Origin of the sequence: Herbiconiux sp. VKM Ac-1786 (assembly GCF_015350805.1) — a bacterium.
Taxonomy (GTDB): domain Bacteria; phylum Actinomycetota; class Actinomycetes; order Actinomycetales; family Microbacteriaceae; genus Herbiconiux.
In genome coordinates this window covers 1,240,564-1,267,234 of the sequence record NZ_JADKSG010000001.1, presented here as the reverse complement: position 1 = coordinate 1,267,234, position 26,671 = coordinate 1,240,564, and the positions used below count along the sequence as shown (strand labels likewise).

Below are 26,671 nucleotides of genomic sequence, written 5' to 3'. Positions count from 1 at the left end.
CCCTGGCTCCGGCTCGACCGGCTAGGGCGTGATCTCGGCCACGCGCTCCAGCGGCGGCCGGGGGCGGTCGCGCTGCGTCGCGATGGCGGTTCCGGCCGCCACGCAGACCAGCGCGATCGCGATCACCTCCAGCACGGTGAACTGTTCGCTCAGGATGAGCCAGCCGAACACCGCGGCCACCACCGGGCCGAACGCGGTGATGATCGCGTAGAGGCGGGGCGTGATGCGACGCAGGATGAACGTGTCGAGGCTGTAGGGCAGGGCCGACGACAGGATGCCCACCCCGACCAGCAGGGCGACGACCCCCCAGTCGAAGGCCCCCGCGTCGAACGTGGCGATCGCGAACGGCAGCAGGAGCACGAGGCTGACGATGCCCGCCACGCTCAGCCCCTCGAGCCCCGGGAGGCCGACGGCCACGCGCCTCGTCAGCACGATGTACGCGGCCCAGGCCGCCGCCGCGGTGAGGGCGAGCAGCACGCCCCATCCGTCGATCGTGCCGTCGAGCCCCGTGAGCATCACGACCCCGATGCCCGCGGCCACCGCGCAGACCACGTCGAGCAGCCGCCGGCTCGCCACCAGCGCGAGCGTCAGCGGGCCGAGGAACTCGATCGTCGCCGCGATGCCGAGGCCGAGCAGATGCACCGACTGGTAGAACGAGACGTTCATCACCGCGAGCGCGACGCCGAGGGCGAGGGCCGGCCACAGCCGCGCCCAGGTCAGCTCGGCCCGCTTCGGCCGGTAGAACGGCAGCACGACGGCCGCCATCACGAGCTGCCGCGCGGCCACCACGACGAAGGCGCCCACCACCGGGATCACGAGGCCCGCCAGTGCCGAGCCGAGGTTGATGCTCACCTCGGTGCCGAGCTGGGTGGCCGCCCCTGCGGTCGTCCGCCCCCGTGCCGCTGCCGCCTCGTCCTTCACCCTCCGACCCTACGGCCTCTGCGGGCGCGCGGAAGCGGCCCGGGTCTCCCACCACCGGAGACCCGGGCCGCGGCTCGGGGGTGCGGCGCCGGAGCGCCGCAGGACAGGGGCTAGGCGCCCCAGCTGGCCTGGGCGCCGCCGACGCGCTCGGCGACGATGCGCTCCTGGTACCCGGAGGCCTTGAAGGCCGCGATCGGGTCGCCGGCGAGGCCGCGCGACTCACGCCAGGCGGCGAGCGAGGGCCGCACGTCAGTGTAGAAGGCGTCCATCAGGATGGCGTTCGCCCCCAGCACGTCGTTCGCGTTCTGCGCCTCGAGCAGCGCGGCGCGGTCGACGAGCAGCGCGCGCGCCGTCATCTCCTGCACGTTCAGCACCGAGCGCATCTGGCCCACGATCTTCTCCTCGACGTTGTGGCACTGGTCGAGCATGAACGCCACCGGGGAGTCGACGTCGTAGCCGCCGCCGCGCACGACCTCGTAGAGGATGCGGAACAGCTGGAACGGATCGGCCGCACCGACGATCAGGTCGTCGTCGGCGTAGAAGCGCGAGTTGAAGTCGAACGAGCCGAGCTTCCCGAGGCGCAGCAGCTGCGCGACGATGAACTCGATGTTCGTGCCGGGCGCGTGGTGGCCGGTGTCGAGGCAGACGAACGCGCGGTCGCCGAGCGCCGCGACGTGGGCGTACGAGGTGCCCCAGTCGGGAACATCCGTGTGGTAGAAAGCCGGCTCGAAGAACTTGTACTCGAGCACGAGCCGCTGCTCCTCGCCGAGCGCGCCGTAGATGGTCTCGAGCGAGGCGGCCAGCAGGTCCTGACGCGAGCGGATGTCGCCCTGCCCCGGGTAGTTCGTGCCGTCGGCGAGCCAGATCTTGAGGTCCTGCGAGCCGGTGAGGTGCATGATCTCGATGCACTCGAGGTGGTGGTCGATCGCCTTCTGGCGGGTGGCCGGGTCGCTCGAGGTGAGCGAGCCGAACTTGTAGGCCTCGTCCTGGAAGGTGTTCGAGTTGATGGTGCCGAGCTCGACGCCGAGGTCGTTCGCGTAGGAGCGGAGGGCCGAGTAGTCGGACACCTTGTCCCACGGGATGTGCAGCGCCACCTTCGGGGCGAGGCCCGTGTAGCGGTTGACCTCTGCTGCATCCGCGATCTTCTCCTCAGGAGTGCGCGGGGTGCCCGGCGTGCCGAACACCTTGAAGCGGGTGCCGGAGTTGCCGAAGGCCCAGGAGGGGAGCTCGATCGCCTGGCGTTCGAGCTCGGAGGCGATGTCGCTGAACTGCACCATGGGAAATTCGTCCTGTCGTCGTCGAAGGGAGCGTGAAACGATTCAATACTACGCGAGTTGGTCCTCGAGATGGAAGACCTCGGTCAGCCGGAGGAACCCGGTGTCGGGTGCTCCCTCGAGCGCGACGAAGAACTCGCCCATCTCGGCCTGCCAGCGCGCGTTGACCTCGGTGGCCGCCATCCCGGACTGCGCCTCGGCGAGCGAGGGTGTCTCGAAGTAGCCGATCAGCAGCCCGTCGTCGCGGAGGAACAGCGAGTAGTTGTTCCACCCGGTCGCCTTGAGGGCGGCGGCCATGTCGGGCCAGATCGCGCGATGGCGCTCGGTGTACTCGGGGATGCGCTCGGGCTTCACCTGCAGCTGGAAGCAGACACGTTCCATCGTCTCGGCCGTCATGATCGTGCATCCCCTCGTCGTCGAGTCTGGTGAATCGATTTAACCATCGATCGCCCCGATGCGCCAGCACCGGCCCTGCGCTACTCTCGTGAAACGTTCTACCCATCGCCGGGACGACGGCGCCGAACCCTTGAGGTGTGCATGACCACGGCCAACGTGCGCGATGTCGCGGCCCTCGCCGGGGTGTCGGTGGGCACCGTGTCGAACGTGCTGAACCGGTCCAAGCCCGTGGCGGCCGACACCGCGAAGCGCGTGCTCGACGCGATCGACAAGCTCGGCTTCGTGCGCAACGACGCCGCGCGCCAGCTGCGGGTCGGCCAGAGCCGCACGGTCGGCATGATGGTGCTCGACGTGTCCAACCCGTTCTTCGCCGACGTCGAGCGCGGGGCGGAGGACCTGCTCGGCGAGCACGGCCGCCCGCTCATCCTCGGCAACAGCGGCGAGTCGATCACCCGCGAGCTCGCCTACCTCGACCTGTTCGAGGAGCAGCGGGTCTCGGGGCTCCTCATCACGCCCGTCGGGCAGGTGCAGCGCCGGCTCGAGCGGCTGCGCGAGCGCGGCTCGCCCGTGGTGCTCGTCGACCGGCACGATAACGCGCAGAGCTTCAGCTCGGTCTCGGTCGACGACCTCCGCGGGGGCGAGCTCGCGGCGGGCCATCTGCTCGACCTCGGCCGGCGCAACCTCGCGTTCGTCGGGGGCCCGCCCGAGATCCTGCAGGTGTCCCAGCGCGCACGCGGGGCGCAGCAGGCGGTGCTCGAGCGCGATGCGGGGCGCATCCGGATGCTCGAGCTCGACACCATGCGGGCCGAGGCCGGCCGCGCGGCGGGGGAGCAGCTGCTCGCCCTGCCCGCCGCCGACCGCCCCGACGCCGTGTTCGCGGCGAACGACCTGATCGCGATCGGACTGCTGCAGGCCCTCACCCACGCCGGGGTGCGGGTGCCCGACGACATCGCGCTGATCGGCTACGACGACATCTCGTTCGCGGCGAACGCGGCGATCCCGCTGTCCTCGATACGGCAGCCGGCCCGGGAGATGGGGCGGGCGGCCGCCGAGCTGCTCCTCGCCGAGATCGAGAACCCGGGCCGCGGCGAGTACCGCCACATCGCGTTCCAGCCCGAACTCGTGGTGCGCGAGTCCACCGCGGGCCGCTGACGCCCCCCGCCCCCGCACCCTCCCCGGGCGGGGTCGCACAAAGGGCCCTTCCCCGCGGCGGGAAGGGCCCTTTGCGCGACCCGGGCAGGCCGGCCCGGGATGCGCGGTCAGGGGTGGGGCGGGTGGGGGCGTTAGGGCGCAGGGGTGAGCACCAGGTCGCCCGCGCTCGTCTCGAACGAGTACACGCGGTCGGCACCCGGAGTGCTGGGCACTCCGAGCTGCACCCGGCCGAACGAGGTGTCGGTGCGGAGCTCGTACTCCCCGTCGGGCAGCGCCACCGTCACCGAGCCGGCCGAGCTGTCCACCGAGATCGACGCCGGCAGCGAGGCGAAGGAGAGGGACGTGTCGCCCGCCGAGCTCTCGCTGACCACCGGGCCGGTCACCACGAGCCCGGTGCCCGTGATGCGGCCCGCCGAGGTCTCCAGGTGCAGCGAGTCGGCCGAGCCGCTCAGCTCGACGTCGCCCGCCGAGCTCTCGAGCGAGAGGGCGGCGAAGTCGCCGTCGACCCGCACGGCGCCGGCCGAGGAGTCCACGGCCAGGGCCACCGGCTCCGCGGAGCGCGGCAGGGTCACCGCGAGCGACGCGTCGCCGAGCGACGAGAGGTCGAACAGGCGGATCGGCCACCAGCCGCGATCGCCGACGGTGACGCGCAGGGTGTCGCCGAGCATCCGCTGGTCGAAGCGCAGCGACGAGCCGCCCGAGTCGAAGTCGAAGCGCGGCTCGGCGACGTCGGCGTAGCTCACCGTGACGGAGGCCGCGCTCACGTCGACCTCGAGGCTGTCGAACGGGCCGGCGGCGGGGTAGCTGCCCGAGTCGTCGCCGCGGTTCGCGTTCGCCGCCGACTGCACGAGCTGCAGCATGCCCACCCCGACGAGCAGCAGCACGAGCGCCGAGCCGATGGCGAGCAGGGCGATGCGCAGCGAGCGGTCGCGGGGCGGCGGGGTCGGGGCGGGGGAGGGGCCGCCGGTCATCGGGGGTGGGGTGGGGGTCTGGACGCTCATGATTCCTTCTTTCGCAGGGATGGGTGGGGAGTCAGCGCGCGTCCGCGCCGAGGTACTTGAGCACCGCGAGGACGCGGCGGTTGCCGCTGTCCTCGGCGGGCAGGCCGAGCTTGCCGAAGATGGCCGAGATGAACTTCTCGACCGCGCCGGGGGTGATGTGCATCCGCTCGGCGATGCTGCTGTTGGAGCGGCCCTCGGCCATCAGCTGCAGCGCCTCGCGCTCGCGGGCGGTGAGGGTGTCGAGCTCGCGGGAGCGCCGGGAGCGGATGACGATCTGCGCCACCACCTCGGGATCGAGCACCGTGCCACCGCCGCCCACGGTCTCGACCGCGGCGAGGAAGTCGTCGACCTCGGCCACGCGGTCCTTCAGCAGGAAGCCGAGGCCGGCCGAGTCGCCGGCGATCAGCTCGGCGGCGTAGCGCTCCTCGACGTACTGCGAGAGCACGAGCACGGGCAGCTTCGGGGCGCCGGGACGGGAGCGCAGCAGCACCGCGGCTCGGATGCCCTCGTCGGTGAAGCTCGGCGGCATCCGCACGTCGACGACGGCGAGATCGGGCCGGTCGGCGTCGACGCCGCGGATGAGCTCCTCGGCGGTCGCCGCCGACGGCAGCACCTCGTGGCCGGCGTCGGCGAGCAGGCGTTCGAGTCCGGCGCGCAGCAGCACGTGGTCCTCGGCGATCAGAATGCGCACGGTACCTCCACGGTGAGAACGGTCGGACCGCCGGCGGGGCTGTCCACGGTGAGGCTGCCGCCGGCCGCGCGCACGCGGTCGGCCATGCCCGAGAGTCCGGTGCCGCCGCCGCGGCCGACGGCGGCTCCGCCGATGCCGTTGTCGAACACGACGGCGCGCACGGCGGTGGGGGTCGCGGTGACGCTGACCGAGCATCCGGAGGCCCTCGAGTGCTTGCTCGCGTTGGCCAGGGCCTCGGAGACGGCGAAGTAGAGCACGGCCTCGGTCTCCTTCGAGGGGCGCTGGGGCAGGTCGACCCGCACGCTGGTGGGCACGGTGCAATGCGACGCGACGGCCGAGAGGGCCGCGTCGAGACCGCGGTCGGTGAGCACCGCCGGGTGGATGCCGCGGGCGAGGTGCCGCAGCTCGGTGATCGACTCCTTGGTCTCGCGGTGCGCCTCGTCGAGCAGCGCCTTCGCGCCCTCGGGGTCGTCGGCGAACTTCGAGCGGGCGAGTCCGAGGGTCATCGCGACCGAGACCAGGCGGGGCTGCACCCCGTCGTGCAGGTCGCGCTCGATGCGCTGCCGCTCGGCCTGGGCGGAGTCGACGGCGCCCTGCCGCGCATCCTGGAGCCGGTCGACGCGCTGCTCGAGGGCCGCCTTGGCGCTCGCCCCCAGGAGCGAGACGCTCAGGTGCCGGTCGAGCAGGCCGGCGCCGGCGGTGTAGGCCACGAGCACGGCGGCGGCCACCACGGCGGCGAGGGCGACGAGCGCCGGGTTCGCGAGCGTGCCGCCGAACCGGCCGGTCGCGAGGTCTCCGACGAGGTCGATCGCGCTGCCGATCAGGCCCCAGAACACGAGGCCCAGCACGGTGGTCGTGAGGTGGTGCAGGATGCCCTTCCACAGGGTCGCGCCGAAGGTCTCGACGAACGTGCCCGCCAGCCAGCCGCCGAACGTGGTGGCCGCGGGGCGCGCGGGCGGCGGCACGATCACCACGCCGTACAGCGCCTCGGCGCGGCGCCGCTCGACGAAGCGGATGCCCCGCCCCAGCTGCACCGTCAGCCACAGCAGCCCGATGCCGATGCCGAACGCGGGCACCGCGCTCACGCCGGTCGCGAGCAGGCTGAGCATGATCGTCAGCCAGGTCACGCCCAGCAGGCCGTCGATGGCCAGGTCGGCCGCAGCGGCCCACAGGAACAGCAGTCTCTTTCGCACGCCACCAACGTTAGGGCGGCCCCCGGCGCGGCACGATGGGGCGTCCCGCCCCCTTCCCCCGGGGGTTAACCCCCGCCGGCGGGCCCGGATCCCGCGCGCGGCTGCCCGAAACACCCGCGCAACACCCGCGCAGTAGGGTCGACGCATGGTTGACCTGTTCGACGGCTACGGTGCCACTCTGCTCACGCGATCGCGGCGTGCGGGGGCGAGCCCGTGGGACGAGATGTTCCCCGAGCCCAAGTCGCAGGACGGCGTCGAGGCGCGCGCCGCCTACAAGGACATCTACAACGCCCTCGCCCGCATGACGCAGGAGGAGCTGCGCGGCCGCACCGACGCGCTGGCCAGCTCCTACCTCGCCCAGGGCGTGACGTTCGACTTCGCCGGCGAGGAGCGGCCGTTCCCGCTCGACGCCGTGCCGCGCGTGATCGAGCAGAGCGAGTGGGTCGACGTCGAGGCCGGCGTGAAGCAGCGGGTCAAGGCGCTCGAGGCCTTCCTCGCCGACATCTACGGCTCGCAGGCCGCGGTGCGCGACGGGGTCATCCCGGCGGCGCTGATCAGCTCGAGCAACCACTTCCACCGCGAGGCCGCGGGCATCGTGTCGCCGAACAACGTGCGCATCCAGGTCTCGGGCATTGACCTGATCCGCGACGAGAACGGCGCCTGGCGCGTGCTCGAGGACAACGTGCGCGTGCCGAGCGGCGTCTCCTACGTCATCTCGAACCGCCGCGTGATGGCGCAGACGCTGCCCGAGCTGTTCGTCAGCATGCGGGTGCGACCGGTCGGCGACTACCCGAACAAGCTCCTGCAGGCGCTGCGCGCATCCGCCCCCGCCGGTGTCGACGACCCCACGGTCGTCGTGCTCACCCCCGGCGTCTACAACTCGGCCTACTTCGAGCACACGCTGCTGGCCCGCCTGATGGGCGTCGAGCTCGTCGAGGGCCGCGACCTGTTCTGCTCGGGCGGCCGGGTGTGGATGCGCACGACCGCCGGCCCCACCCGCGTCGACGTCATCTACCGCCGGGTCGACGACGAGTTCATCGACCCGCTCCAGTTCCGCGCCGACTCGATGCTCGGCAGCCCGGGCCTGCTGCTCGCCGCCCGACTCGGGAACGTCACCATCGCGAACGCGGTCGGCAACGGCGTGGCCGACGACAAGCTCGTCTACACCTATCTCCCCGATCTCATCCAGTACTACCTGGGCGAGAAGCCGATCATCCCGAACGTCGACACCTGGCGGCTCGAAGACCCGGGCGCCCTCGAGGAGGTGCTCGACCGGCTCGACGAGCTCGTGGTGAAGCCGGTCGACGGCTCGGGCGGCAAGGGCCTCGTGGTGGGCCCCGACGCCTCCCCGAAGGAGCTCGAGACCCTGCGCAACCGCCTGATCGCCGACCCGCGCGGGTGGATCGCGCAGCCCGTGGTGCAGCTCTCGACCATCCCGACCCTCGTCGAGGACGGCATGCGCCCCCGGCACGCCGACCTCCGCCCGTTCGCGGTCAACGACGGCAACGACGTCTGGGTGCTGCCCGGCGGCCTCACCCGCGTGGCCCTCCCCGAGGGCCAGCTCGTGGTGAACAGCTCCCAGGGTGGCGGCTCGAAGGACACCTGGGTCGTCGGACAGGACCCGTTCTCGACCCTCGCCTCCGTCTCCCGCGACGCCCACGACATCCAGGGCCTCGTCGCCGAGCAGGCCGCGAACACCCAGGCCATCCCGATCATCGGGCACGGGCACACGCCCGACCACTCACCCGAGGACGCCCCGCGCAGCGATCAGTCGCAGCAGCAGCAGCAAGGCCGAATGACGACGGATGCGCCTCCCGCCCCCGCCACGAAGGGAGACGTGTGATGGCCATGCTCTCCCGCATCGCGGAGTCCCTGTTCTGGATCGGCCGCTACATCGAGCGCTCCGACGGCACCGCGCGCATCCTCGACGTGCACCTGCAGCTGCTGCTCGAGGACCCGTGGATCGAGGAGAACCTCGCCTGCCGTTCCCTCCTGTCGGTGATGGGCAGCGACGTGCCCGACGACAACCGCTCGCTCACGCGGGCCGACGTGCTCGCGCTGCTCGCGGTCGACCGCACGCATCCGGCCTCGATCGCCTACTCGCTCGGCGCCGCCCGCGAGAACGCCCGGCGGGCCCGCGAGATCGTCTCGACCGAGCTCTGGGAGTGCCTGAACACCACCCGCGCCCGGATGCCCCGCAAGATCGCGGGCGAGAAGACGCACGAGTTCTTCGGCTGGGTGCGCGACCGCTCGGCGCTCGCCGTGGGCATCATGGAGTCCAGCGCCAGCCGCGACGAGGCCTGGCACTTCTTCACCCTCGGCCGCTCGATCGAACGCGCCGACATGACCGCGCGCCTGCTCGCCACCCGCAGCCTCACCGAGGCGAGCGGCCCGTCGTGGACGACGATCCTCCGCTCCTGCGGCGCCTACGAGGCCTACCTCCGCACCTACCGGGGGGTGCCGAGCGCGCGCAACGCGGCCGAGTTCCTGCTGCTGGACCGCCTCTTCCCCCGCTCCATCCTGTACTCGGTCTCGCGTGCCGAGCAGTGCCTGCGCGACCTCGGCCCCCGCAACGAGCGGCTCGGCGTCACCGACAGCGCGCAGCGGCTGCTCGGGCAGATCCGCTCGCAGCTGGAGTACCGCCCGATCACCGACATCCTGCACGAGCTGCCCCGCCACATGGACAGCGTGCAGGACGCCACGAGCGCCGCCAGCGAAGCCGTGCGGCAGCGCTACTTCCCCACCAACACGGCCCCGAGCTGGATCGGAGAGAGCGCATGAACCGGCTGCGCATCCGGCACATCACCGGGTACCGCTACGAGGGCGAGGTTCAGGCCTCCTACAACGAGGCGCGCATGCTGCCCGTGAGCTCGGAGGCGCAGTTCGTGCTGCACTCCTCGCTCGAGATCGCCCCCGTCTCCTCGAACCACGGCTACATCGACTACTGGGGCACGCGGGTGTCGTCGTTCGAGGTGCTCACGCCGCACAAGGAGCTCTCGCTGACGGCCACCAGCCTGGTCGAGGTGCGCAACCGCCCGCACGCCCCGCATCCGCTCGACTGGGCGGGGCTCGCGGCGCAGGCGTCGACGTCGACCACCTACGTCGAGCAGGCGAAGCAGACCAGGCTCACGGCACCGGCCGACGACCTCGTCGTGCTCGCCGAGTCGATCGCCGCGGCCCACACCTCGCCGTGCGACGCGGCGCTCGAGATCTGCACCGAGATCGGCCGCCAGGTCGAGTACGTGCAGGGCGTCACGGGCGTGCAGTCGACGGCGCGCGAGTCGTGGAAGGACAAGCGCGGCGTCTGCCAGGACATCACCCACATCGCGATCGGCGCCCTGCGCTCGGTCGGCATCCCGGCCCGCTACGTCTCGGGCTACCTGCACCCGAAGCCGGGCGCCGCGATCGGCGAGACGGTGACGGGCGAGTCGCACGCTTGGGTCGAGTGGTTCTGCGGCGAGTGGCGCGGCTTCGACCCGACCAACCTGATCGACATCGGCGAGCGGCACGTCATCGTCGGCCGCGGCCGCGACTACAACGACATCGCGCCGCTGCGCGGGGTGTACGCCGGCCCCTTCGGCTCGCAGCTCTTCGTGAAGGTCGAGATCACCCGCGAGTCGTGAGGGGTGGATGCGCGACTGCTCCGTAATGGGGGTGCCGCCGCTCCGGGGCGGCGGTGACCCGCATGCCACAATGACGTATGCCTGAGCAGCCGCCGCCGAGCGCGCACTTCACCGCCGTGTTCGAGGACGAGCAGGGCATCGCCATCACCTACTACGGCTGGACGGTCGAGCAGCCCCGCGCCGTCGTGCAGATCTCGCACGGCCTCGGCGAGCACGCCCTGCGCTATGCCGCCCTCGCGGCCGAGCTGAACGAGGCCGGCTACAGCGTCTACGCCGCCGACCAGCGCGGGCACGGAGCCACGGGCCTCGCCCAGCACGGCGGCGACCGCACGAAGCTGGGGCGCCTCGGCCCGGGCGGCCTGCGGGCGACGGTCGACGACATCCGTCAGCTGGGCGTGCAGATCGCCCGCGAGCACCCCGAGGTGCCGCTCGTGCTTCTCGGGCACAGCTGGGGCTCGCTGATGGTGCAGATCCTCGTGAACACCCCGGCGCTCGCCCACTACGCGGGTGTCGTGCTGGTGGGCACGGCGTACCGGATGCCCGGGTCGATGGACGGCGGAGACCTGACCCGACGGCACCGCCCTGCGAAGGGCAGCCCGGGCGCACCCGGCAACGGCTTCGAGTGGCTCTCGCGGGACGTCGAGGCGCAGCAGCGCGCCGCCTCCGACGAGCTGATGTTCCCGGCCGAGGTGCTGAAGCTGTTCGGCGTGGCCGACGGGCTGCGGCTGTTCGGCCGGCCGTCCCGGCACCTGGTCGCCGACGTGCCGGTGCTGATCATCGTCGGCGACGACGACATCCTCGGCGGGCGGGCGAGCGCCACCAAGCTGCGGAACGCCTACCTCGGGCGCTCCGGGCTTAGCGACGTCGAGCTGCATGTGTATCCGGATGCCCGGCACGAGATCCTGAACGAGACCAATCGAGACGAGGTCGTGGGCGACCTGCTCGCGTGGCTCGATCAGCGCGTGGCACCGTCGTCGACGGAGCCGTCGTCACCGCCATCTCCGACGGCGGGGGAGTAGACCATGGACGCCCTGCTCGACCTGCCCATCATCGACGGCCCCCTGATCTGGATCGTCGTCGCCCTCTCGGTCGTCGTGCTCGGCTACCTGCTCGTGCGTCCGCCGCGCATCCGCTGGCTGCTGACCGTGCTGATCGGTCTGCTCGCCGGGGCGATCGTCGCGTTCGGGGTGATCGCCTGGGCCGAGCTCACCGACGCCTTCGGCATCGCGCTTCCCGTCCAGGTGAAGGCCATCGCGGTCGCGACCTTCGCCGCCCTCGGGGTCGCGGTGGTGAACCTGTGGCGCTCGCGCTGGTGGCGCAAGGTGATCGCCGTCGTCGGCGTGCTGCTGTTCGCGGCGTCGGGCACCCTCGGCGTCAACGCCTACTTCGGCCTGAATCCGACGGTCGCGTCGCTCCTCGGCATCACGGTCGAGCATCCGATCGTCATCCCGACGAACTCGCCGCAGCCGACCTCGACCGACGACCCGGATGCGGGCAAGCCCCTCTACGAGACCTGGAAGCCGCCGGCCGGCCTGCCGACGGTGGGCACCCAGGGAACGCAGGTCATCCCGCCCACGGCCTCCGGCTTCACCTCGCGCCCCGCCGGCATCTACCTGCCGCCGGCCGCGCTGGTCGAGGGCGCCCCGGCCCTGCCGTTCCTGCTGCTCATGATGGGCCAGCCGGGCAATCCCGAGACCGACTTCGTGGCGGATGCGCTCGACAAGTACGCCGCAGAGCACGACGGCCTGGCACCGATCGTCATCGTCGCCGACCAGCTGGGCGACCCCAACCAGGACCCGGTCTGCGCCGACACCGCGGCACTCGGTAACGCCGAGACGTTCATCACGCAGGACGTGGTGAACTGGGCGCGCTCGAACCTGAACATCCTGAAGGACCCGGCCCACACGACGATCGCGGGCTACTCCAACGGCGGCGGATGCGCGTTCAAGTACGGCGCGAAGTACCCCGAGATCTTCGGCAACGTCTTCGACATCTCGGGCGAGGAGTACCCCGGCTCGGAGGAGCCCGACCAGGTCGTCGCCACGCTCTTCGGCGGCGACGCGGCGGCCTTCGAGGCGCAGAAGCCGGAGAGCATCCTGACCTCGGGGGCGCACGCCTACCCCGACACCTTCGCGATCTTCACGGTCGGCGGCAACGACCCGGCCTTCATGCCCGAGGCCGAGAGCGCCTCGAAGGCGGCCACGGCGGCCGGCTGGAAGACGACGTACTACGTGGTGCCGGGAGCGGGGCACGTGCAGGACGCCATCCGCGGCGGGATGGACTACGGCTTCGGGCTGCTGTACCCGCGGCTGGGGCTCGCGCCGCCGGGCTGACCGCCGGTCGGCTAGTCGAAGCCGACGATCGACTCCGGGTCCTCGACGTCGGAGACGATCGTGGGCATCGACGCGGTGATGACCGAGCCGTCGCCGCGCACGGTGCCCTCGATGTCGGAGGTGGTGGGCGCGCCCTCGATGGTCGGCCGGTCATCCGCCAGCGGAACCGTGACCGGCGTGCCCGGCGTGAGCAGCACGCGCTCGCCGCGCACCCAGACCTCGACCGAGCGGGTCGAGCCCGAGTGCGGGGAGGCGTAGGCGATGGTCGACGCGGTGTCGCCCGCCCCGCCCGCCGTGGCGTCGGCACCGGCGGCACCGGGCGCACCGTCGATCGCGGCCGCCGGAGACGGCGCGGAGGGCCCGAGGATCGTGAAGGTCATCGCGTCCTGACGCAGGTCGACCTCGATCAGCGAGCCGTGGATGGTGACGTGGAACACCATCGACTCCCACTCCTCGGGCAGCCGCGGGTCGAAGGTGAACTTGCCGAGGTAGTCGCGCATGCCGCCGAAGCCGAACGCCAGGGCGCTCCACACGCCACCGGTCGAGGCGACGTGGATGCCGTCGGCCGTGTTGTGGTGCAGGTCGCCGAGGTCGACGAACAGCGCCGCCTGGAAGTAGCCCAGCGCGAGCTCCCGGTAGCCCACCTCGGCCGCGATGATGGCCTGCGTCGACGCCGACAGCGTGGAGTCGCCGGTGGTGAGCGCGTCGTAGTACTCGAAGTTCGCGCGCTTCTCCTTGGTGGTGAACTCGTCGCCCTGCAGCAGCAGCGCGAGCACCACGTCGGCCTGCTTGATCACCTGGAAGCGGTAGATCACCAGCGGGTGGAAGTGCAGCAGCAGGGGCCGCTTCGAGGCGGGCGTGTTCTCGAGGTCCCACAGCTCCTTCTCGAGGAACTGCGCGTCCTGCGGGTGGATGCCGAGGTCGGCGTCGAAGAGGATGTGCATGGCCTCGGCCGCCTCCGACCACTCCTCGATCTCGTCCTCGGTGAGGTCGAGGCGCTTCGCCATGGCCGCGTAGTCCTCGGGCCACTCGTGGCGCAGCCGCCGGGTCTGCCGCACGGCCGCGCGCAGGTTGGCGCGCGCCATCACGTTGGTGAAGAGGTTGTCGTTGACGACGGTGGTGTACTCGTCAGGCCCGGTGACGCCGTGGATGTGGAAGGTCTGCGGCCCGTGGTCACCCTCGCGCCCCCGCCAGAAGCCGAGGTCGGCCCACATGCGCGCCGTCTCGACGAGGATGTCGATCGCGCCGCGGCGCAGGAAGTCGTCGTCGCCCGTGGCCGCCGCGTACTGCGAGAGCGCGTGGGAGATGTCGGCGTCGATGTGGTACTGCGCCGTGCCCGCCGCGTAGTACGCGGAGGACTCCAGCCCGTTGATCGTGCGCCACGGGAACAGGGCGCCGCGCTGGTTCAGCTCGACCGCGCGGTCGCGGGCGGCGGGCAGCATGCCCTGCCGGAAGCGCAGCGCGTTCCGCGCCACCTGCGGCGACGTGTAGGTGAGGAAGGGGAGCACGTAGATCTCGGTGTCCCAGAAGTAGTGGCCGCCGTAGCCCGAGCCCGAGACGCCCTTGGCCGCGATGCCGCCGCCGTCGGTGCGCGCGGTCGACTGCGCGAGCTGGAAGATGTTCCAGCGCACGGCCTGCTGGACGGCCGGCTGCCCCGGGATGACGACGTCGGAGCGCCGCCAGAAGTCGGCCAGCCACTCCTCCTGCCGCGCGAACACCTCTTCGATCGGCGTCTCGCGGATGCGGTCGAGCGTGCGGTTCGCGCGGTCGGCCAGCTCGGTCGTGGGCACGGTGGAGGAGGTGTGGTACGCGATCGTCTTGACCAGACGGATGCGCTGGCCGGCCTTCGCACGCACGCGATAGACCTGCTTGGCGATGTCGTCGTCGATCTGCGCCGACTCGTCCCACTCGTTCGTCGTCTCGAGGTGGTGCTCGGCGCCGACCGCGAGGGTCATGCCCGAGTTGGCCGTGCGGTAGCCGAGCACGTAGCGGCCCTCGTGGATCCACTTGAAGCGCGGGAGCAGCACCCGCTCGCTGAACGAGGACGCCTTGCGCGGGTCGCCGATACCGGCTCCGCCCGCCCCGGCGACGGGGGTGTACTCGTCGACTCGGTCCTGCCGGTTGAGGATCTGGCTCGAGATGAGCACCGAGGCGTCGGAGTCGAGCATGGTGACCTCGTAGTCGATGACGGCGAGGTGCCGGTCGGTGAACGAGACCAGGCGGCGCGAGCGGATGAGCACCCGCTTGCCCGAGGGCGTGCGCCACTCCACGACCCGCTCGAGCACGCCGGTGCGGAAGTCGAGCGTGCGCGAGTATTCGATGGTGTCGGCATCGGCCACCACGAACGGCTCGTCGTCGACGTAGAGACGGATGACCCGCGCATCCGGGACATTGACGATCGTCTGGCCGACCCGGGCGAAGCCGTACGCCTCCTCGGCGTGCTTGATCTGCCAGGTGTCATGGAAGCCGTTGATGAAGGTGCCCTCGGCGTAGGCCTTGTGCCCCTCCTCGAAGTTGCCGCGGAGGCCGAGGTAGCCGTTGCCGACCGCGAACAGGGTCTCGGTGCGGCCCTGCGTGGCCGTGTGGAACTCGGCTTCGGTGAGCGCCCACTCGTCGAGCGGGAACTGGCTGCGGTCGAGCGGGTCGGAGGCGATGGGGTTCATCGGATGCTTTCTCGGGGAGGGAACGCGGTGACGGGTCGATCGATGCTAGCGGCGTCAGCGCAGTGACGGCAGCAGTTCGTCGAGGTCGTCCACGACGATGTCGGCTCCCGAGTCGAGCAGCTCCTGCGCACCGACCCCGCGGTCGACGCCGATCACGAGGGCGAAGTCGCCGTCGCGGCCGGCCTGCACGCCCGAGTGCGCGTCCTCGACCACGATGCAGTCGCTCGTCGCGAGCCCGAGCAGCTCGGCGGCGCGCTGGTAGGTGTCGGGCGCCGGCTTGCCCGAGATGCCCTCGGCGGCCGCGACCAGGCCGTCGACGATCACGTCGAAGCGGTCGCGGATGCCGGCCGTCGTCAGCACGGCCACGGCGTTGCGCGAGCTCGACACCACGGCGACCTCGTAGCCCGCGGCGATGGCTCGGTCGAGCAGCACGGCCGAGCCCGGGTAGGGGGCGATCCCGTCCTCGCGCAGGGCGGCGGCGAAGGCGTCGTTCTTGCGGTTGCCGAGCGCCCACACCGTGCCCTCGCCCGCCGGGTCCTCCGGCGTGCCGTCGGGCAGGGAGAGCCCGCGCGAGTCGAGCAGCGACTTCACCCCGTCGAAGCGGGGCTTGCCGTCGATGTGGAGGTAGTAGTCGTCGTCGGTGTAGGGCGCCGAGCCCTGCGCCTCGAGGTAGGGGGTGAAGAGCCGGGACCAGGCGCGCATGTGCACGTCGACGGTGGGGGTGAGCACTCCGTCGAGGTCGAACAGGAACGCTTTCGAGGAGGCGATGCGCGTCTGGTCGCGGACTGCGGTTTCGGTCATGCTCAAACGCTACGCGCTCGACGTGAACGACGTGTAATCGCCGTGTTTCGATCGCCGCATCAGCCGATGCCGATGGCGCCGATGCCCACGCCGACCGCGAGCATCACCAGCGCCACGACGACGGCCCGCCAGAGCACCTTCTTGTGGTGGTCGCCGAGATTCACCCCGGCGAGCGAGACGAGCAGCAGGATGGCCGGCACCAGCGGGCTCTGCATGTGCACGACCTGGCCGGTGATCGAGGCGCGGGCCATGTCGACCGGGTCGATGCCGAAGGCCGAGGCGCTCTCGGCGAGCACCGGCAGGATGCCGAAGTAGAAGGCGTCGTTCGACAGGAAGAAGGTCATCGGGATGCTCAGCAGCCCGATGATCACGGCCGAGTACGCCCCCAGCGAGGCAGGGATCGAGGAGGCGACCCAGGCGGCCATCGCGTCGACCATGCCGGTGCCCTCGAGCACACCGATCAGCACGCCGGCCGCCAGCACCATCGACACGACGCCGACGATGGAGGGGGCGTGGGCGACGATGCGCTCCGCCTGCTGCGAGACCCGCGGGAAGTTCACCAGGATCGCGACCGCGCTGCCCGCCATGAAGACGTAGGCGAGCGGCAGCACGTCGGCGACGAGCAGCACCATCACGGCGACGGTCAGCACGAGGTTGAACCAGAACAGCTTCGGGCGGAGCGTGGGGCGGTTCGGGTCGAGCATCGTGTCGGCCATCGCGGTGTCCGCCGGGTTGACGAGGGCCTGCAGGGCGCCGGTCGAGATGCGCTCGACCTGGGTGGCGGTACCGCCGCGGCCGCCGCGGGACGAGCCGCCGCGGGGCGACGCCGGGCGGCGGAACAGGCCGCCGCGGGACGAGCCGGCACGGGCATCCGGAACCTCGCCCTCCTCACCGGGCAGCGCCAGCGACCCGAGCCGCTTGCGCTCGAGCCGGCCCAGGTGCCACGCGAACAGGAAGATCACGGCGAGCCCGGCCAGCATCGACGGGATCATCGGCGTGAACACGTCGCTCGGCGAGAGCTCGAGCGCCGCCGCGGCCCGGGCGGTGGGCCCGCCCCAGGGCAGGATGTTCATCGTGCCGTTGGCGAGGCCCGCGACGCAGGTCAGCACCACCGGGCTGAGGCCGAGGCGCAGGTAGATCGGCAGCAGGGCGCTGGTGACGACGATGAAGGTGGTCGACCCGTCACCATCGAGCGAGATGACCGAGGCCAGCAGCGCGGTGCCGACCACGACCTTCACGGGGTCGTTGCCGACGAGCCGCAGGATCAGGCGCACCAGCGGGTCGAACAGCCCCACGTCGATCATCAGGCCGAAGTAGATGATGGCGAACATCAGCAGCGCCGCGGTGGGGGCGAGCCCGCCGATCGCGTCGAGCGCCATGTCGCCGATGCCGAGCCCGGCGCCCGCGAACAGGCCGAAGATGGTCGGCACGATGATCAGGGCGAGCACGGGCGTCATGCGCTTGGTCATGATCAGCACCATGAAGGCGGCGACCATTCCGAATCCGAGTAGTACGAGCACGGGAGACTCCTTCGTCTGTTTCCGGAAGACTAGGAAGACGGCCCGGCTCGGCGCGCGCTACTGCGCATTTGCCGCGAAGAGCGCGTTGAGCGCGTTCTGCGCATTCTGCTCACGGGGCGGTCGGCGGCGGGGTTAGCATTCGGGCATGGCGACGAGGCCCCCCTTCACCACGCAGGTCAACCGCTCCATCGTGGCGGCGATGATCCTCGTCTCGCTGATCACGGTCGCGCTGTTCGCGCTCACCGGCTTCAACCGGCTCGTGCAGCAGACGCAGGAGTCGGCGCTGCGGGTCGCCCAGAGCGTCGCCGAGACGCCGTCGGTGCGGGCGGCGGCGGAGGCCGAGAGCGATCGGCCGACCCCGTCCACCGACGCCGAGTTGGTCGACGGCACGGTCGACGACTACGCCCGCGCGATCGAGCAGCGCACCGGAGCACTGTTCGTGGTGGTCACCGACGACACGGGGCGGCGGCTCGCGCATCCGAACCCCGACGAGATCGGCGACCCGGTCTCGACCAGCCCCGACGCGGCGCTCGCCGGGCAGGAGACCGTCAGCTGGGAGAGCGGCACCCTCGGCGACTCGGCCCGCGCGAAGGTTCCGGTCTACGGGCTGGCCGACCCCACGCGGGTCGTCGGCGAGGTGAGCGTGGGGCTGCCGCCCGCCGAGGTGTGGTCGACGGTGCTGACGGATGCTCTTCCCGTCGGCCTCTCGACCGCCCTCGCCCTCGGCGTCGGAGCGGTGCTCGCGGCGTTCATCACCCGGCGCCTGCGCGCGACCACCCTCGGCCTCGAGCCCGAGGAGCTGCTCAGCCTCGTGCAGGACCAGCAGGCGGTGCTGCAGGGGGTCGACGACGGGGTCGTGGGGCTGTCGGTGGACGGGGTGGTGACGGTGTGCAACGACCGGGCGGCGGCGCTGCTGGGGATCTCGCTGCCGGGCGCGGTGGGGCGGGCGTTCGAGGACGTGGTGACGGATGCGGGGGTGCGGGAGCGGGTGGCGGGTGGCCCCGGTGCAGGGCCTGCGGCGCTTGCCGAGCCGCTGCTCGTCGCCGGGCACCTGCTCTACGTCGACGTGCACGAGGTGCGACGGGATGCGCGGCTGCTCGGCCGCGTCGTGATCGTGCGCGACGTCACCGACGTCGAGGACCTCACCCGACGCCTCAGCGCCGTCGGCACGCTCGCGGGTGCGCTGCGGGAGCAGCGGCACGAGTTCGCGAACCGCATCCACGTGGTGTCGGGGCTCGTGCGGGCGGGCGACACGGCGCAGGCGCTGGAGTACCTCGATCAGGTCGCGGGGCACGGGCCGGTGCGGTTCCCGGTCGAGAACGCGCAGCTCGTGCGGGAGCCGTACCTGCAGGCCTTCCTCGGCGCCAAGGCGGCCGAGGCCGAGGCGCGTGGGGTGATGCTGCGGGTGGGGCCGGACGCCGACGTGGTGGGTTCGCTCGTGCATCCGGAGGACGTCACGACCGTGCTCGGCAACCTCGTCGACAACGGGATCGACGCCGCCGCGCGCTCGGAGCGCACGCCTCGGTGGGTGGAGGTCGAGGCGCTGCGGCACGGGGACGAGCTGCATCTGTCGGTGATGGACTCGGGGGACGGGGCGGGGGGGCCCTCGTCCCCGCCGCCCGCCCAGCCCGAGTGGCCCGAATCCGTGCACGGCCACGGCATCGGCCTGCGCCTCTCGGCCGACGTGGCCCGGCGCCACGGGGGCCGGCTGTGGCTGGCGATGGCGGGGGCATCCGACCACGGAGCCGTCTTCTGCGCCGAGCTGCACGGCCAGTTCGAGAAGGAGGACGGCTCATGAGCGAGCTGCGCGTCGTCATCGTCGACGACGACTTCCACGTCGCCCGGCTGCACACCCGCATCGTCGAGGCGGCCGGGGGCTACACGGTGGTCGCGACCGCCGGGTCGCTCGCCGAGGCGCGCACCGCCATCGAGCAGACCCGCCCCGACCTGCTGCTCGCCGACATCTACCTGCCCGACGGTTCGGGCCTCGACCTCGTGCGCGGCTACGACCTCGACGCGATCGTGCTGAGCGCCGCGGTCACGGCGGCGGCCGTGCGCACCTCGTTCCAGCGCGGGGCGATCGCCTACCTCGTGAAGCCGTTCGCCGACGAGGCGCTCGCCGAGGTGCTGCGCGGCTACACCCGCTACCGCAATCTGCTCGACGCCCAGCCCGAGCTCGACCAGGAGACCATCGACCGCGCCCGCCGCGTGCTGCACGGCTCGGCGACCCGCGATGCGGCGGCGCGGCGCTCGCCCACCGAGCACTCGGTGCTCGAGACGCTGGCGGGGTCTCCGGATGCGCTGTCGGCACCCGTGGTCGCATCGCGCCTCGGCATCTCCCGTGCGACGGCGCAGCGGTACCTGTCGGCGCTCGCGCACGACGGGCAGCTGCTCGTCGAGCTGCGGTACGGCAGTACCGGGCGGCCCGAGCACCGGTTCCGGCTGCCGCGGTGAGCGGCCGCGCATCCGCTCGTCTGCCTTCGCGCCCGGCATCATGTCGCGGGCCGGGGCTACGCTGAACGCATGCACGGTGAATACAAGGTGCCAGGAGGCAAGCTGGTGGTGGTCGACCTCGACGAGGTCGACGGCCGCATCCAGAACTTCCGGCTGGCCGGCGACTTCTTCCTCGAGCCCGACGACGCTCTGCCGCTGATCGACGCGGCGGTGAACGGGCTGCCCGCCGACAGCGACGCGGCCACGATCGCGGCCGCCGTGCGCGGAGCCCTGCCCGAGGGCGCGGTGCTGCTCGGCTTCACACCCGAGGCGGTGGCCGTCGCGGTGCGGCGCTCGCTCGCCCGGGCGACGAGCTGGGACGCGTACGAGTGGCAGCTCATCCACACCGGCCCCGAGACGCCGCAGATGCAGCTCGCGCTCGACGAGGTGCTCACGAACGAGGTCGGTGAGGGGCGCCGCAAGCCCACGCTGCGCATCTGGGAGTGGAACGAGCCGGCCGTCGTGATCGGCAGCTTCCAGTCGCTGAAGAACGAGGTCGACCCTGCGAACGCGTCGAAGTACGGCTTCGAGGTCGTGCGGCGCATCTCGGGTGGCGGCGCCATGTTCATGGATGCGAACTCGGTCGTCACCTACTCCATCTACGCCCCGGCGGCGCTCGTGCAGGGCATGAGCTTCGCCGACTCCTACGCCTTCCTCGACGAGTGGGTCATCACGGCGCTGAAGTCGCTCGGCATCGAGGCGTTCTACCAGCCGCTCAACGACATCTCCTCGGTCAAGGGCAAGATCGGCGGCGCCGCGCAGAAGCGTCTCGGCAACGGCGCCGTGCTGCACCACGCCACCATGAGCTACGACATGGACGGCGAGAAGATGACTCAGGTCTTGAGAATCGGCCGCGAGAAGATGAGCGACAAGGGCACCACCTCGGCCGCCAAGCGCGTCGACCCGCTGCGCAGCCAGACCGGCCTGTCGCGGGCCGAGATCATCGACCGGCTGATCGCGACGTTCACCGGGCTCTACGGTGCGGTGCCCGACTCGATCACCTCGGCCGAGCGGGCCGCCGCCGAGGAGCTGGTGCGCACGAAGTTCGCGACGGCCGAGTGGATCGGACGGGTTCCGTGAGCGCCGCCGCCGCTTCCTCCTCCCTCCCCGTCTTCACCGTGGACGACCTCGAGGAGGCGCCGGTGTTCGACGCCGAGTCCTTCTCGAAGTCGGATGCTCTGGACCTCGGTGTGATCGCCGCCGACCTCGTGCGCTCTCGCGGTCTCGACCTCGCGGTCGACATCGTGCTGGCGGGCGACCTGGTCTTCCGGGCGAAACTCGGAGCGACCGGGCCGGAGAACGACTTCTGGCTCGCCGGCAAGGCGGCCGTCGCGGTCTACTTCGGCGTTCCGTCGTTGCTGGTGCGCCGTCGCCACGAGGCGGCCGGCACGCGCTTCGACGAGCTCGACGAGCCCGCGGTCGACCACGCGGTGATGCGCGCCCACGGCGGCTCCATCCCGCTCTTCGTGCGCGGAGAGCTGCTCGGCACCATCACGGCCTCGGGCGAACCCGACGTGGTCGACCACCAGCTGGCGGCGGATGCACTAGCCGCGTTCCTGGCCCGCTAGCTCTCTGTAACCCGGCCGTGCCCATCTCGGGCAAGCGCGTCAGCGCGCGGCAGCCGGGTGTGCTGCCGCGCGCTTCGCGCTTGCCCTCGGGATGCGGTGGTCGGCTAAGCGGCGGGTCTGTGGATGGTGCGTCGCCGGGTAGTCGGGATCGGCTTCTGTTCCGTGTCCACCCATCTGGGTGGGATGAGGTGAGGCACCCCGTTCTGCATGGTCAGTTTCCATGGTGATTTGTGCAGGTGGGAGTGATGGAAGTGGCAGAGGAGGACGCCGTTGTCGATGTCGGTTCGGCCGGGCGGATGATCGTCCGAGACCCACTCGTTCGCGTGATGTGTCTCGCAGAACGAGGGTGGCCGGTCGCAACTGGGCCACACGCACCCGCCGTCCCGAGCAGCGAGGGCCCGGTTCTGCGCCGCGGTGAAGAGCCGCTTCGCCTTGCCGTGATAGAGCACCTCGCCCTTGTCGCCGAACAGTGTGGTGGCGACGGGTGATGAGCACCGGAGCTGCTCGACGGTGGAGGCGGGGACGGGCTGGTCGAGGCCATCGATCCATCCGACGCCGCGGCCCTTCTCGAGATCGTCGAGTGTCATGTGGACGTTCACGGTGGCGATCGCACCATTGATCCGGGGCATGTCTTCGGCGCCGGCCGCGCGAGCGATGAGCTCAGTTACCGTGTCGGCGTTCTTCTGCGCCTGAGTGCGACCATCGGCGGTCGCGTACTCGTCTCCATCGACGAACCGCGGCCCGGCCACGCGCGGGCTCTGCATCGCCCGGATGCTTGCAGACCACACTCCGCCCTGCTCGGGCGTGAGCGCGAACTTCCCCCGATACATCCCATCCGCCGATTGCGTGATCGTCAGTGATCGCTGCATCTGCAGCACCTCGTCGCGCGGTTCGGCACCGTCGGGGTCGAGCACCTCGCGCAGATGGATCGCGGCCCGGAAGGTCTCGTCGGCAGACAGCCGGCACGAGAGAGTCTGGTCGACGAGGGTCTCCTCAGCGAGGCTCACGACGTCGGGCGAGCATCCGCGGTCGGCGAGCACCCCACACTGCTTCACGATCGCCGCCGCCGCCTCGACCCCGAGCACGCCCTCATCGAGCACGCGGCCCACCACCGGGAACGGCGCCGGCCCCTCGCCACCACCCAGCAGCACCGCACCCCGCAGCTTCTGCCCGAGATCGAGGCGCGACTTGCATTCGCGTGCCGACGCACCAGTGACGTGTGCGACCAGCTTCACGGGGCTGGTGAAGTTCTGCGACCGGCTCAGGCCCTCGTCGCCGAGCTCGGCGCGCGACCGCACCCCGACTTCGCCGGCGCTGTGCACCTGCCCGGCCGTGGCCAGCCGCCCGATGGCCTCGAAATCGGCCATCAACTCCAGCACCGCGTCGTCGGAGAGCCCCGCCGTCGTGGCACGAGCAGCCCCCAGCGCGACCCGAAGATCGCTGGCGATCTTCTTGAGGCCGACGTCTGTTTGCATACTGAGATTCTATCAGAAAACCCTGATGAAAGCTCGGTTCATGCACTCGGATTCACCCGTATTCGCTGTCGAGCGATCCGGGATTCCGGCGCCCGGCTACTTGTTCAGGGCACCCAGCAGCTCGGGCCAGACATCCGCCTGCACCGGGTAGGGCGTCGAGAACGACAGCCGCTGCACGACGCCCTCGAAGCGATCCCGCAGCTGCGCCGCGACCTCGCTCGGCGACCCCACGACGGCGAACTCGGCCAGCACCTCGTCTGTGACCAGGGACGTCATGGCGTCCCACTCTCCCTTCACTGACCCCGCGTGCATCCGCTCGTGTAGTTCGCCCCAGCCGTGCAGCTCGAGCACGCCCTTGTAGGCCGGCGTCGAGCCGTAGAAGGCGATCTGCTTCTTGATGGCGGTGATCGCGGTGTCGAGCTCGGCATCGCTGCGGCCGACGGCGACCAGCGCGGGCAGGCTGACCTCGACCGGCTCGCCGACCCGACCAGCGGATGCCCGCCCGCGCTCGAGCGCCGGCAACGACACCTCGCGGAGGTACCGTGCCGTGGTGAAGCTGTGGCTGAGGAACCCGTCGGCGACCGCCCCCGCCGTCTCTGTCATCAGCGTGCCGACCGCCGCGAGTGCGATGCGCGGGTTGCCGTGCGGATTCGGGCCGGGGCTGAACACCGGCGACATCAGCGTGTGGGAGTAGAACTCGCCCTCGAAGCGCAGCCGCTCGCCGGTCTCCCAGCTCGCCCAGATCGCTCGGATCGCCTCGACGTACTCGCGCATGCGCTTCGCCGGGTGCGACCAGGGCATGGAGAACCGCCGCTCGATGTGCGGCTTCACCTGCGAGCCGAGTCCGAGCACGAACCGCCCGTCCGACACGAGCTGAAGGTCGTTCGCCAGCATCGCGGTGTTCATCGGGTTGCGCGCGAACGCCACCGCGATCGCGCTCGACAGCCGCACCCGCTCGGTCGCCCGCGCGGCCAGCGTCAGCGCCACGAACGGATCGTGCCGCGTCTCGGTGACGAGCACCCCGTCGAACCCCTCCCGCTCGGCGACCCGCGCTGCCTCCTCGAGCTGCAGCGGCGTGCTGGCGATATCACCCCCGGCATCCACGGCGAACCGCCGCCCGCCGCCAACCCCGTTCGCACCGTCGCTGGCGTCGTCATCGTTCGGGGTGTGGTCGTTGTTCTCGTCGGTGAGCATGCGGCAATCGAACCACACGCTTCGCAACACTCGCAGGTCGCTGTGGATGCCCCACAATCACAGCCCCGCTCACGCCTTTCTGCCTGTTCCCGGCTCCTCACCGATGGTCGCGACAGAGGTCTTGGCCGCATCCGGGTGGATGGCGGGCCCATCGCGGAGTGGGGCCGCTCGCAGGCGCTGGGCGAAGCGGTGGGCGTGGCTCTCGACGAGGCGGTGGAAGGCGGCGGCTGCGGCGAGGGAGAGGGCGATCGCGACGGCCGCCGTCACCGCGATGCCGAGCGGGCCGAGGTCGGCGAGGGCTGAGCCGGCCACGACGCCGTCGGGCGTCGCCGGGGTGGGAAGGCAGAGGCCGACGGTGCAGGCCGCGTCGGCGAGCGGGGGCGCGAGGCGCACCACCGCGAGGAGCACGGGCTCGTGCACCAGGTAGAGGCTGAACGAGACGAGGCCGAGCCACTGCAGCGGGCGCGACGCGAAGGCGCGGCGGACGGGCGGCCAGACGCCGGCCAGCACGATGAGCAGCATCGCCGCGACGAGGTGGCCGACGGTCTCGACCGCCGAGCGGAGCGGCGGCGGCATGAGAAGCGCCCCGCTGAGCTGCCATCCCAGGAAGGTCGCCTCGGCCGTCACCGCGAGTGCGAGCACCGTCGCGACGACGAGGCCACCGCGCCGTCGTCGCACGATGGTCTCGAACGCAGAGGCCGCACCGGCGAGGGGAGTCCAGGCGAGCGCCAGCACCACGCCCAGCCCAAACATCGGCAGGTAGAGCAGCGTCGGATTGCCGAGCACGCCGCCGAGCGCCGACGTCGCGAGCAGCAGCGGCAGCGAGACGAGTGCCGGGACGCGCTGCAGCACCGCGAGGTAGAGCACGAGCAGCAGCGAGAACAGCACCTCCCACTGCAGCGTCCACAGCGGTGAGAGCGCGCCGCTCGTTCCGGTCAGCAGGGTCGCGTCGTTCATCAGCGCCCAGGGGTCGAGGTGCGTCGGATGCCCGTCCACCCAGTCCCCGAAGCCGACGCTCGTGCGCCGCATCAGCAGCGCCGTCACCACCACGAACGCCAGCGCCGCCCAGACGGGCAGATAGAGACGGGCGAGCCGCGACAGCGTGTAGCGCCCGTAGTCGAACCCGCCCGGCGGCCCGCGCGTCGCGAGCTTCGTCAGCACCACTCCCGAGAGCACGAAGAACAGCCAGACGGCGTGCGAGGCGGCGATGCTGAAGCCGTTCGTCGACACCCCGAGCACCGACGGCCCGAACCAGTCGGCCACGACGTTCTCGCGCACCACGAGCAGCGCGTGCCCCAGCGCCACGGCCAGCGCGGCGAGCCCGCGCAGGCCGTCGAGCGCCGGAAGCCGCGACGAGGCGACCGGGGGCGGAAGGCGGATCGGGGGCGGCACCGGGCCACCCTACCGCTTAATGAGGAAAGATCATGAAAAGAGTTCGAAACCGGAGAGACGCTCCAGCGCCCGGTCGAAACGGGCCACCTCGTCGGCGAGCGAGGGCGATGCCGACGCCCCGTGACGGGCGACCTCGTCGAGGTCGGCGGCGAGGTTCGTGCGGGCACCGGTCAGCGCGGCTCGCAGGGCGGCCGCCGCCACGACGACGTCGGGCCGCAGGAAGGCCGGCGCGAGGCCGGCCACCGACTCCAGGTCGTTGAGCGCGTCCAGCGCGAGCTCGCCGAGGTCGGCCGAGGTGCGGGCGGCGGCCGATCCGGCTGCGCGCACCGTCGCGTCCCGGGTCTCGCCGCGCGGCTCGTGATAGGCGGCGCCGAACTCGGCCGACTCGTGGGCGTCGAGGTCGCTCAGCTCGAGGGCCCGTTCGCGGCGGGCATCCGCTCGCTCTGCCACTGCCGACGCCTCGAGCGGATGCTCGTCCCGCGAGTACCCCGCCACCATCGACGTCAGCGCGCAGGCCATCGCCAGCATCACTCCCGACGCGGCACCGCCGCCCGGGTCGCCCACCGGCTGCGCGAGCCGACGCACCCAGTCGTGGACGGACGACCCGCCCGTGCTCGCACGGATCTCCTCGGCCATCGGCATCCGCCTCTCGGAGGGGTTCGGGGACGTCGGAAGGGTGACCGCGCGGGTCAGCCGCGGTCGACCAGCTCCTGGTAGTCGGGGTGGGCGTCGATGAAGTGCGCGACGAAGGTGCACTGCGGTACCACGGTGAGAGCGCTCGAGGTGCGCACGTCGTCGAGGGCGTACTCCACCAGCGCACCGGCGAGCCCGGCCTTGCGGCGGCGGGGGTCGACCTCGGTGCGGGTGAAGACGATGCGGGAGCCTTCGAGCCGGTAGTCGGCGAACCCGGCGACCTGATCGTCGAGGGCGATCGTGTAGCGGTTCTGCCCGGGCTCGTTGCGGATCATGGTGCTCATCGGG

Annotated in this window: 24 protein-coding genes; 10 read left to right on the top strand and 14 right to left on the bottom strand. The window is 71.5% G+C overall.

All coding sequences use genetic code 11. The features are described from left to right. Nucleotides 1-21 precede the first annotated feature (21 nt). From ITJ64_RS06340 to ITJ64_RS06330, 3 genes are all read right to left on the bottom strand, one after another. On the bottom strand, nucleotides 22-921 hold the full coding sequence (locus ITJ64_RS06340) for an EamA family transporter (RefSeq protein WP_194679861.1): 900 nt from the start codon (nucleotides 919-921) through the stop codon (nucleotides 22-24). Nucleotides 922-1,031: 110 nt separating this feature from the next. Continuing rightward, nucleotides 1,032-2,198 carry an L-rhamnose isomerase gene (gene rhaI, locus ITJ64_RS06335; RefSeq protein ID WP_194679860.1) on the bottom strand — a complete coding sequence of 389 codons (1,167 nt, stop codon included), beginning with the start codon at nucleotides 2,196-2,198 and terminating at the stop codon, nucleotides 1,032-1,034. A gap of 48 nt (nucleotides 2,199-2,246) precedes the next feature. After that, nucleotides 2,247-2,591 carry an L-rhamnose mutarotase gene (locus ITJ64_RS06330; protein WP_228507712.1) on the bottom strand — a complete coding sequence of 115 codons (345 nt, stop codon included), beginning with the start codon at nucleotides 2,589-2,591 and terminating at the stop codon, nucleotides 2,247-2,249. A 141-nt stretch (nucleotides 2,592-2,732) separates the two neighbouring features. Here ITJ64_RS06330 and ITJ64_RS06325 point away from each other — a divergent pair, with 141 nt between their 5' ends. Then, a complete protein-coding gene (locus ITJ64_RS06325) occupies nucleotides 2,733-3,743 on the top strand; it encodes a LacI family DNA-binding transcriptional regulator (RefSeq protein WP_194679859.1) in 1,011 nt (336 codons plus the stop codon). 131 nt (nucleotides 3,744-3,874) lie between these two features. Here the strand turns inward: ITJ64_RS06325 and ITJ64_RS06320 are convergent, their stop codons facing one another. The 3 genes from ITJ64_RS06320 to ITJ64_RS06310 are packed head-to-tail and all read right to left on the bottom strand — an operon-like array spanning nucleotide 3,875 to nucleotide 6,628. Next, entirely contained in the window at nucleotides 3,875-4,744 is an 870-nt protein-coding gene (locus ITJ64_RS06320) for a DUF4097 family beta strand repeat-containing protein (protein WP_194679858.1), read from the bottom strand. 31 nt (nucleotides 4,745-4,775) lie between these two features. Then, nucleotides 4,776-5,435, bottom strand: coding sequence for a response regulator transcription factor (locus ITJ64_RS06315; RefSeq protein WP_194679857.1), 660 nt, complete (start codon nucleotides 5,433-5,435; stop codon nucleotides 4,776-4,778). Continuing rightward, nucleotides 5,423-6,628 carry a histidine kinase gene (locus ITJ64_RS06310; RefSeq protein WP_194679856.1) on the bottom strand — a complete coding sequence of 402 codons (1,206 nt, stop codon included), beginning with the start codon at nucleotides 6,626-6,628 and terminating at the stop codon, nucleotides 5,423-5,425. The genes ITJ64_RS06315 and ITJ64_RS06310 overlap by 13 nt, the downstream gene beginning before the upstream one ends. Before the next feature lie 145 nt (nucleotides 6,629-6,773). Between ITJ64_RS06310 and ITJ64_RS06305 the strand changes: the two genes are divergently transcribed. The 5 genes from ITJ64_RS06305 (at nucleotide 6,774) to ITJ64_RS06285 (ending at nucleotide 12,584) form a co-directional block, all read left to right on the top strand. Beyond that, nucleotides 6,774-8,471, top strand: coding sequence for a circularly permuted type 2 ATP-grasp protein (locus tag ITJ64_RS06305; protein WP_194679855.1), 1,698 nt, complete (start codon nucleotides 6,774-6,776; stop codon nucleotides 8,469-8,471). A 5-nt stretch (nucleotides 8,472-8,476) separates the two neighbouring features. Beyond that, the gene (locus tag ITJ64_RS06300) at nucleotides 8,477-9,409 is read left to right on the top strand and encodes an alpha-E domain-containing protein (RefSeq protein ID WP_173182862.1); all 933 of its coding nucleotides are present in this window, start codon (nucleotides 8,477-8,479) and stop codon (nucleotides 9,407-9,409) included. Beyond that, nucleotides 9,406-10,251, top strand: a complete 846-nt coding sequence (locus ITJ64_RS06295; protein ID WP_194679854.1) for a transglutaminase family protein — start codon at nucleotides 9,406-9,408, stop codon at nucleotides 10,249-10,251. The genes ITJ64_RS06300 and ITJ64_RS06295 overlap by 4 nt, the downstream gene beginning before the upstream one ends. 77 nt (nucleotides 10,252-10,328) lie before the next feature. Continuing rightward, nucleotides 10,329-11,270 (top strand): alpha/beta fold hydrolase, encoded by a 942-nt coding sequence (locus ITJ64_RS06290; protein ID WP_194679853.1) that lies wholly within the window; start codon nucleotides 10,329-10,331, stop codon nucleotides 11,268-11,270. Nucleotides 11,271-11,273: 3 nt separating this feature from the next. Beyond that, on the top strand, nucleotides 11,274-12,584 hold the full coding sequence (locus tag ITJ64_RS06285; protein WP_194679852.1) for an alpha/beta hydrolase-fold protein: 1,311 nt from the start codon (nucleotides 11,274-11,276) through the stop codon (nucleotides 12,582-12,584). Nucleotides 12,585-12,595: 11 nt separating this feature from the next. Here ITJ64_RS06285 and ITJ64_RS06280 read toward each other — a convergent pair whose 3' ends face one another. From ITJ64_RS06280 to ITJ64_RS06270, 3 genes are read right to left on the bottom strand one after another with little or no spacing between them, the layout of a single operon-like run. Beyond that, nucleotides 12,596-15,247: a glycoside hydrolase family 65 protein gene (locus tag ITJ64_RS06280; protein ID WP_194679851.1), complete on the bottom strand. Its 2,652-nt coding sequence runs from the start codon at nucleotides 15,245-15,247 to the stop codon at nucleotides 12,596-12,598. A gap of 54 nt (nucleotides 15,248-15,301) precedes the next feature. Beyond that, entirely contained in the window at nucleotides 15,302-16,048 is a 747-nt protein-coding gene (locus ITJ64_RS06275; protein WP_194679850.1) for an HAD family phosphatase, read from the bottom strand. 59 nt (nucleotides 16,049-16,107) lie between these two features. After that, the gene (locus ITJ64_RS06270) at nucleotides 16,108-17,544 is read right to left on the bottom strand and encodes an SLC13 family permease (RefSeq protein ID WP_228508281.1); all 1,437 of its coding nucleotides are present in this window, start codon (nucleotides 17,542-17,544) and stop codon (nucleotides 16,108-16,110) included. Between the two features lie 169 nt (nucleotides 17,545-17,713). Here ITJ64_RS06270 and ITJ64_RS06265 point away from each other — a divergent pair, with 169 nt between their 5' ends. The 4 genes from ITJ64_RS06265 to ITJ64_RS06250 all read left to right on the top strand — a co-directional run bounded on the left by ITJ64_RS06265 (nucleotide 17,714) and on the right by ITJ64_RS06250 (nucleotide 21,629). After that, nucleotides 17,714-19,366 (top strand): sensor histidine kinase, encoded by a 1,653-nt coding sequence (locus ITJ64_RS06265; RefSeq protein WP_194679848.1) that lies wholly within the window; start codon nucleotides 17,714-17,716, stop codon nucleotides 19,364-19,366. After that, nucleotides 19,363-20,022, top strand: coding sequence for a response regulator (locus tag ITJ64_RS06260; RefSeq protein WP_194679847.1), 660 nt, complete (start codon nucleotides 19,363-19,365; stop codon nucleotides 20,020-20,022). The genes ITJ64_RS06265 and ITJ64_RS06260 overlap by 4 nt, the downstream gene beginning before the upstream one ends. A gap of 69 nt (nucleotides 20,023-20,091) precedes the next feature. Beyond that, on the top strand, nucleotides 20,092-21,141 hold the full coding sequence (locus tag ITJ64_RS06255; RefSeq protein ID WP_194679846.1) for a biotin/lipoate A/B protein ligase family protein: 1,050 nt from the start codon (nucleotides 20,092-20,094) through the stop codon (nucleotides 21,139-21,141). Beyond that, entirely contained in the window at nucleotides 21,138-21,629 is a 492-nt protein-coding gene (locus tag ITJ64_RS06250; protein WP_194679845.1) for a heme-binding protein, read from the top strand. The genes ITJ64_RS06255 and ITJ64_RS06250 overlap by 4 nt, the downstream gene beginning before the upstream one ends. A 104-nt stretch (nucleotides 21,630-21,733) precedes the next feature. On the opposite strand, the gene ITJ64_RS06245 is transcribed toward ITJ64_RS06250, so the two are convergent. The 5 genes from ITJ64_RS06245 to ITJ64_RS06225 form a co-directional block, all read right to left on the bottom strand. After that, nucleotides 21,734-23,104 carry an HNH endonuclease signature motif containing protein gene (locus ITJ64_RS06245; protein WP_194679844.1) on the bottom strand — a complete coding sequence of 457 codons (1,371 nt, stop codon included), beginning with the start codon at nucleotides 23,102-23,104 and terminating at the stop codon, nucleotides 21,734-21,736. Between the two features lie 96 nt (nucleotides 23,105-23,200). After that, entirely contained in the window at nucleotides 23,201-24,298 is a 1,098-nt protein-coding gene (locus ITJ64_RS06240) for an LLM class F420-dependent oxidoreductase (protein WP_194679843.1), read from the bottom strand. 69 nt (nucleotides 24,299-24,367) lie between these two features. Then, complete coding sequence (locus ITJ64_RS06235) at nucleotides 24,368-25,690, bottom strand: acyltransferase (RefSeq protein WP_194679842.1); 1,323 nt, start codon at nucleotides 25,688-25,690, stop codon at nucleotides 24,368-24,370. A gap of 30 nt (nucleotides 25,691-25,720) precedes the next feature. Then, entirely contained in the window at nucleotides 25,721-26,326 is a 606-nt protein-coding gene (locus ITJ64_RS06230; protein WP_194679841.1) for a cyclodeaminase/cyclohydrolase family protein, read from the bottom strand. A gap of 53 nt (nucleotides 26,327-26,379) precedes the next feature. Beyond that, the gene (locus tag ITJ64_RS06225) at nucleotides 26,380-26,667 is read right to left on the bottom strand and encodes a GNAT family N-acetyltransferase (RefSeq protein WP_173181938.1); all 288 of its coding nucleotides are present in this window, start codon (nucleotides 26,665-26,667) and stop codon (nucleotides 26,380-26,382) included. Nucleotides 26,668-26,671: the final 4 nt, after the last annotated feature.

Coding starts and splice junctions, on each gene's coding strand:
- rhaI (WP_194679860.1), bottom strand. CDS start 2,198: ATGGTGCAGTTCAGCGACATCGCCTCCGAGCTCGAACGCCAGGCGATC.
- ITJ64_RS06330 (WP_228507712.1), bottom strand. CDS start 2,591: ATGACGGCCGAGACGATGGAACGTGTCTGCTTCCAGCTGCAGGTGAAG.
- ITJ64_RS06325 (WP_194679859.1), top strand. CDS start 2,733: ATGACCACGGCCAACGTGCGCGATGTCGCGGCCCTCGCCGGGGTGTCG.
- ITJ64_RS06320 (WP_194679858.1), bottom strand. CDS start 4,744: ATGAGCGTCCAGACCCCCACCCCACCCCCGATGACCGGCGGCCCCTCC.
- ITJ64_RS06305 (WP_194679855.1), top strand. CDS start 6,774: ATGGTTGACCTGTTCGACGGCTACGGTGCCACTCTGCTCACGCGATCG.
- ITJ64_RS06300 (WP_173182862.1), top strand. CDS start 8,477: ATGCTCTCCCGCATCGCGGAGTCCCTGTTCTGGATCGGCCGCTACATC.
- ITJ64_RS06295 (WP_194679854.1), top strand. CDS start 9,406: ATGAACCGGCTGCGCATCCGGCACATCACCGGGTACCGCTACGAGGGC.
- ITJ64_RS06290 (WP_194679853.1), top strand. CDS start 10,329: ATGCCTGAGCAGCCGCCGCCGAGCGCGCACTTCACCGCCGTGTTCGAG.
- ITJ64_RS06285 (WP_194679852.1), top strand. CDS start 11,274: ATGGACGCCCTGCTCGACCTGCCCATCATCGACGGCCCCCTGATCTGG.
- ITJ64_RS06280 (WP_194679851.1), bottom strand. CDS start 15,247: ATGAACCCCATCGCCTCCGACCCGCTCGACCGCAGCCAGTTCCCGCTC.
- ITJ64_RS06275 (WP_194679850.1), bottom strand. CDS start 16,048: ATGACCGAAACCGCAGTCCGCGACCAGACGCGCATCGCCTCCTCGAAA.
- ITJ64_RS06270 (WP_228508281.1), bottom strand. CDS start 17,544: ATGGTCGCCGCCTTCATGGTGCTGATCATGACCAAGCGCATGACGCCC.
- ITJ64_RS06265 (WP_194679848.1), top strand. CDS start 17,714: ATGGCGACGAGGCCCCCCTTCACCACGCAGGTCAACCGCTCCATCGTG.
- ITJ64_RS06260 (WP_194679847.1), top strand. CDS start 19,363: ATGAGCGAGCTGCGCGTCGTCATCGTCGACGACGACTTCCACGTCGCC.
- ITJ64_RS06255 (WP_194679846.1), top strand. CDS start 20,092: ATGCACGGTGAATACAAGGTGCCAGGAGGCAAGCTGGTGGTGGTCGAC.
- ITJ64_RS06245 (WP_194679844.1), bottom strand. CDS start 23,104: ATGCAAACAGACGTCGGCCTCAAGAAGATCGCCAGCGATCTTCGGGTC.
- ITJ64_RS06240 (WP_194679843.1), bottom strand. CDS start 24,298: ATGCTCACCGACGAGAACAACGACCACACCCCGAACGATGACGACGCC.
- ITJ64_RS06230 (WP_194679841.1), bottom strand. CDS start 26,326: ATGGCCGAGGAGATCCGTGCGAGCACGGGCGGGTCGTCCGTCCACGAC.
- ITJ64_RS06225 (WP_173181938.1), bottom strand. CDS start 26,667: ATGAGCACCATGATCCGCAACGAGCCCGGGCAGAACCGCTACACGATC.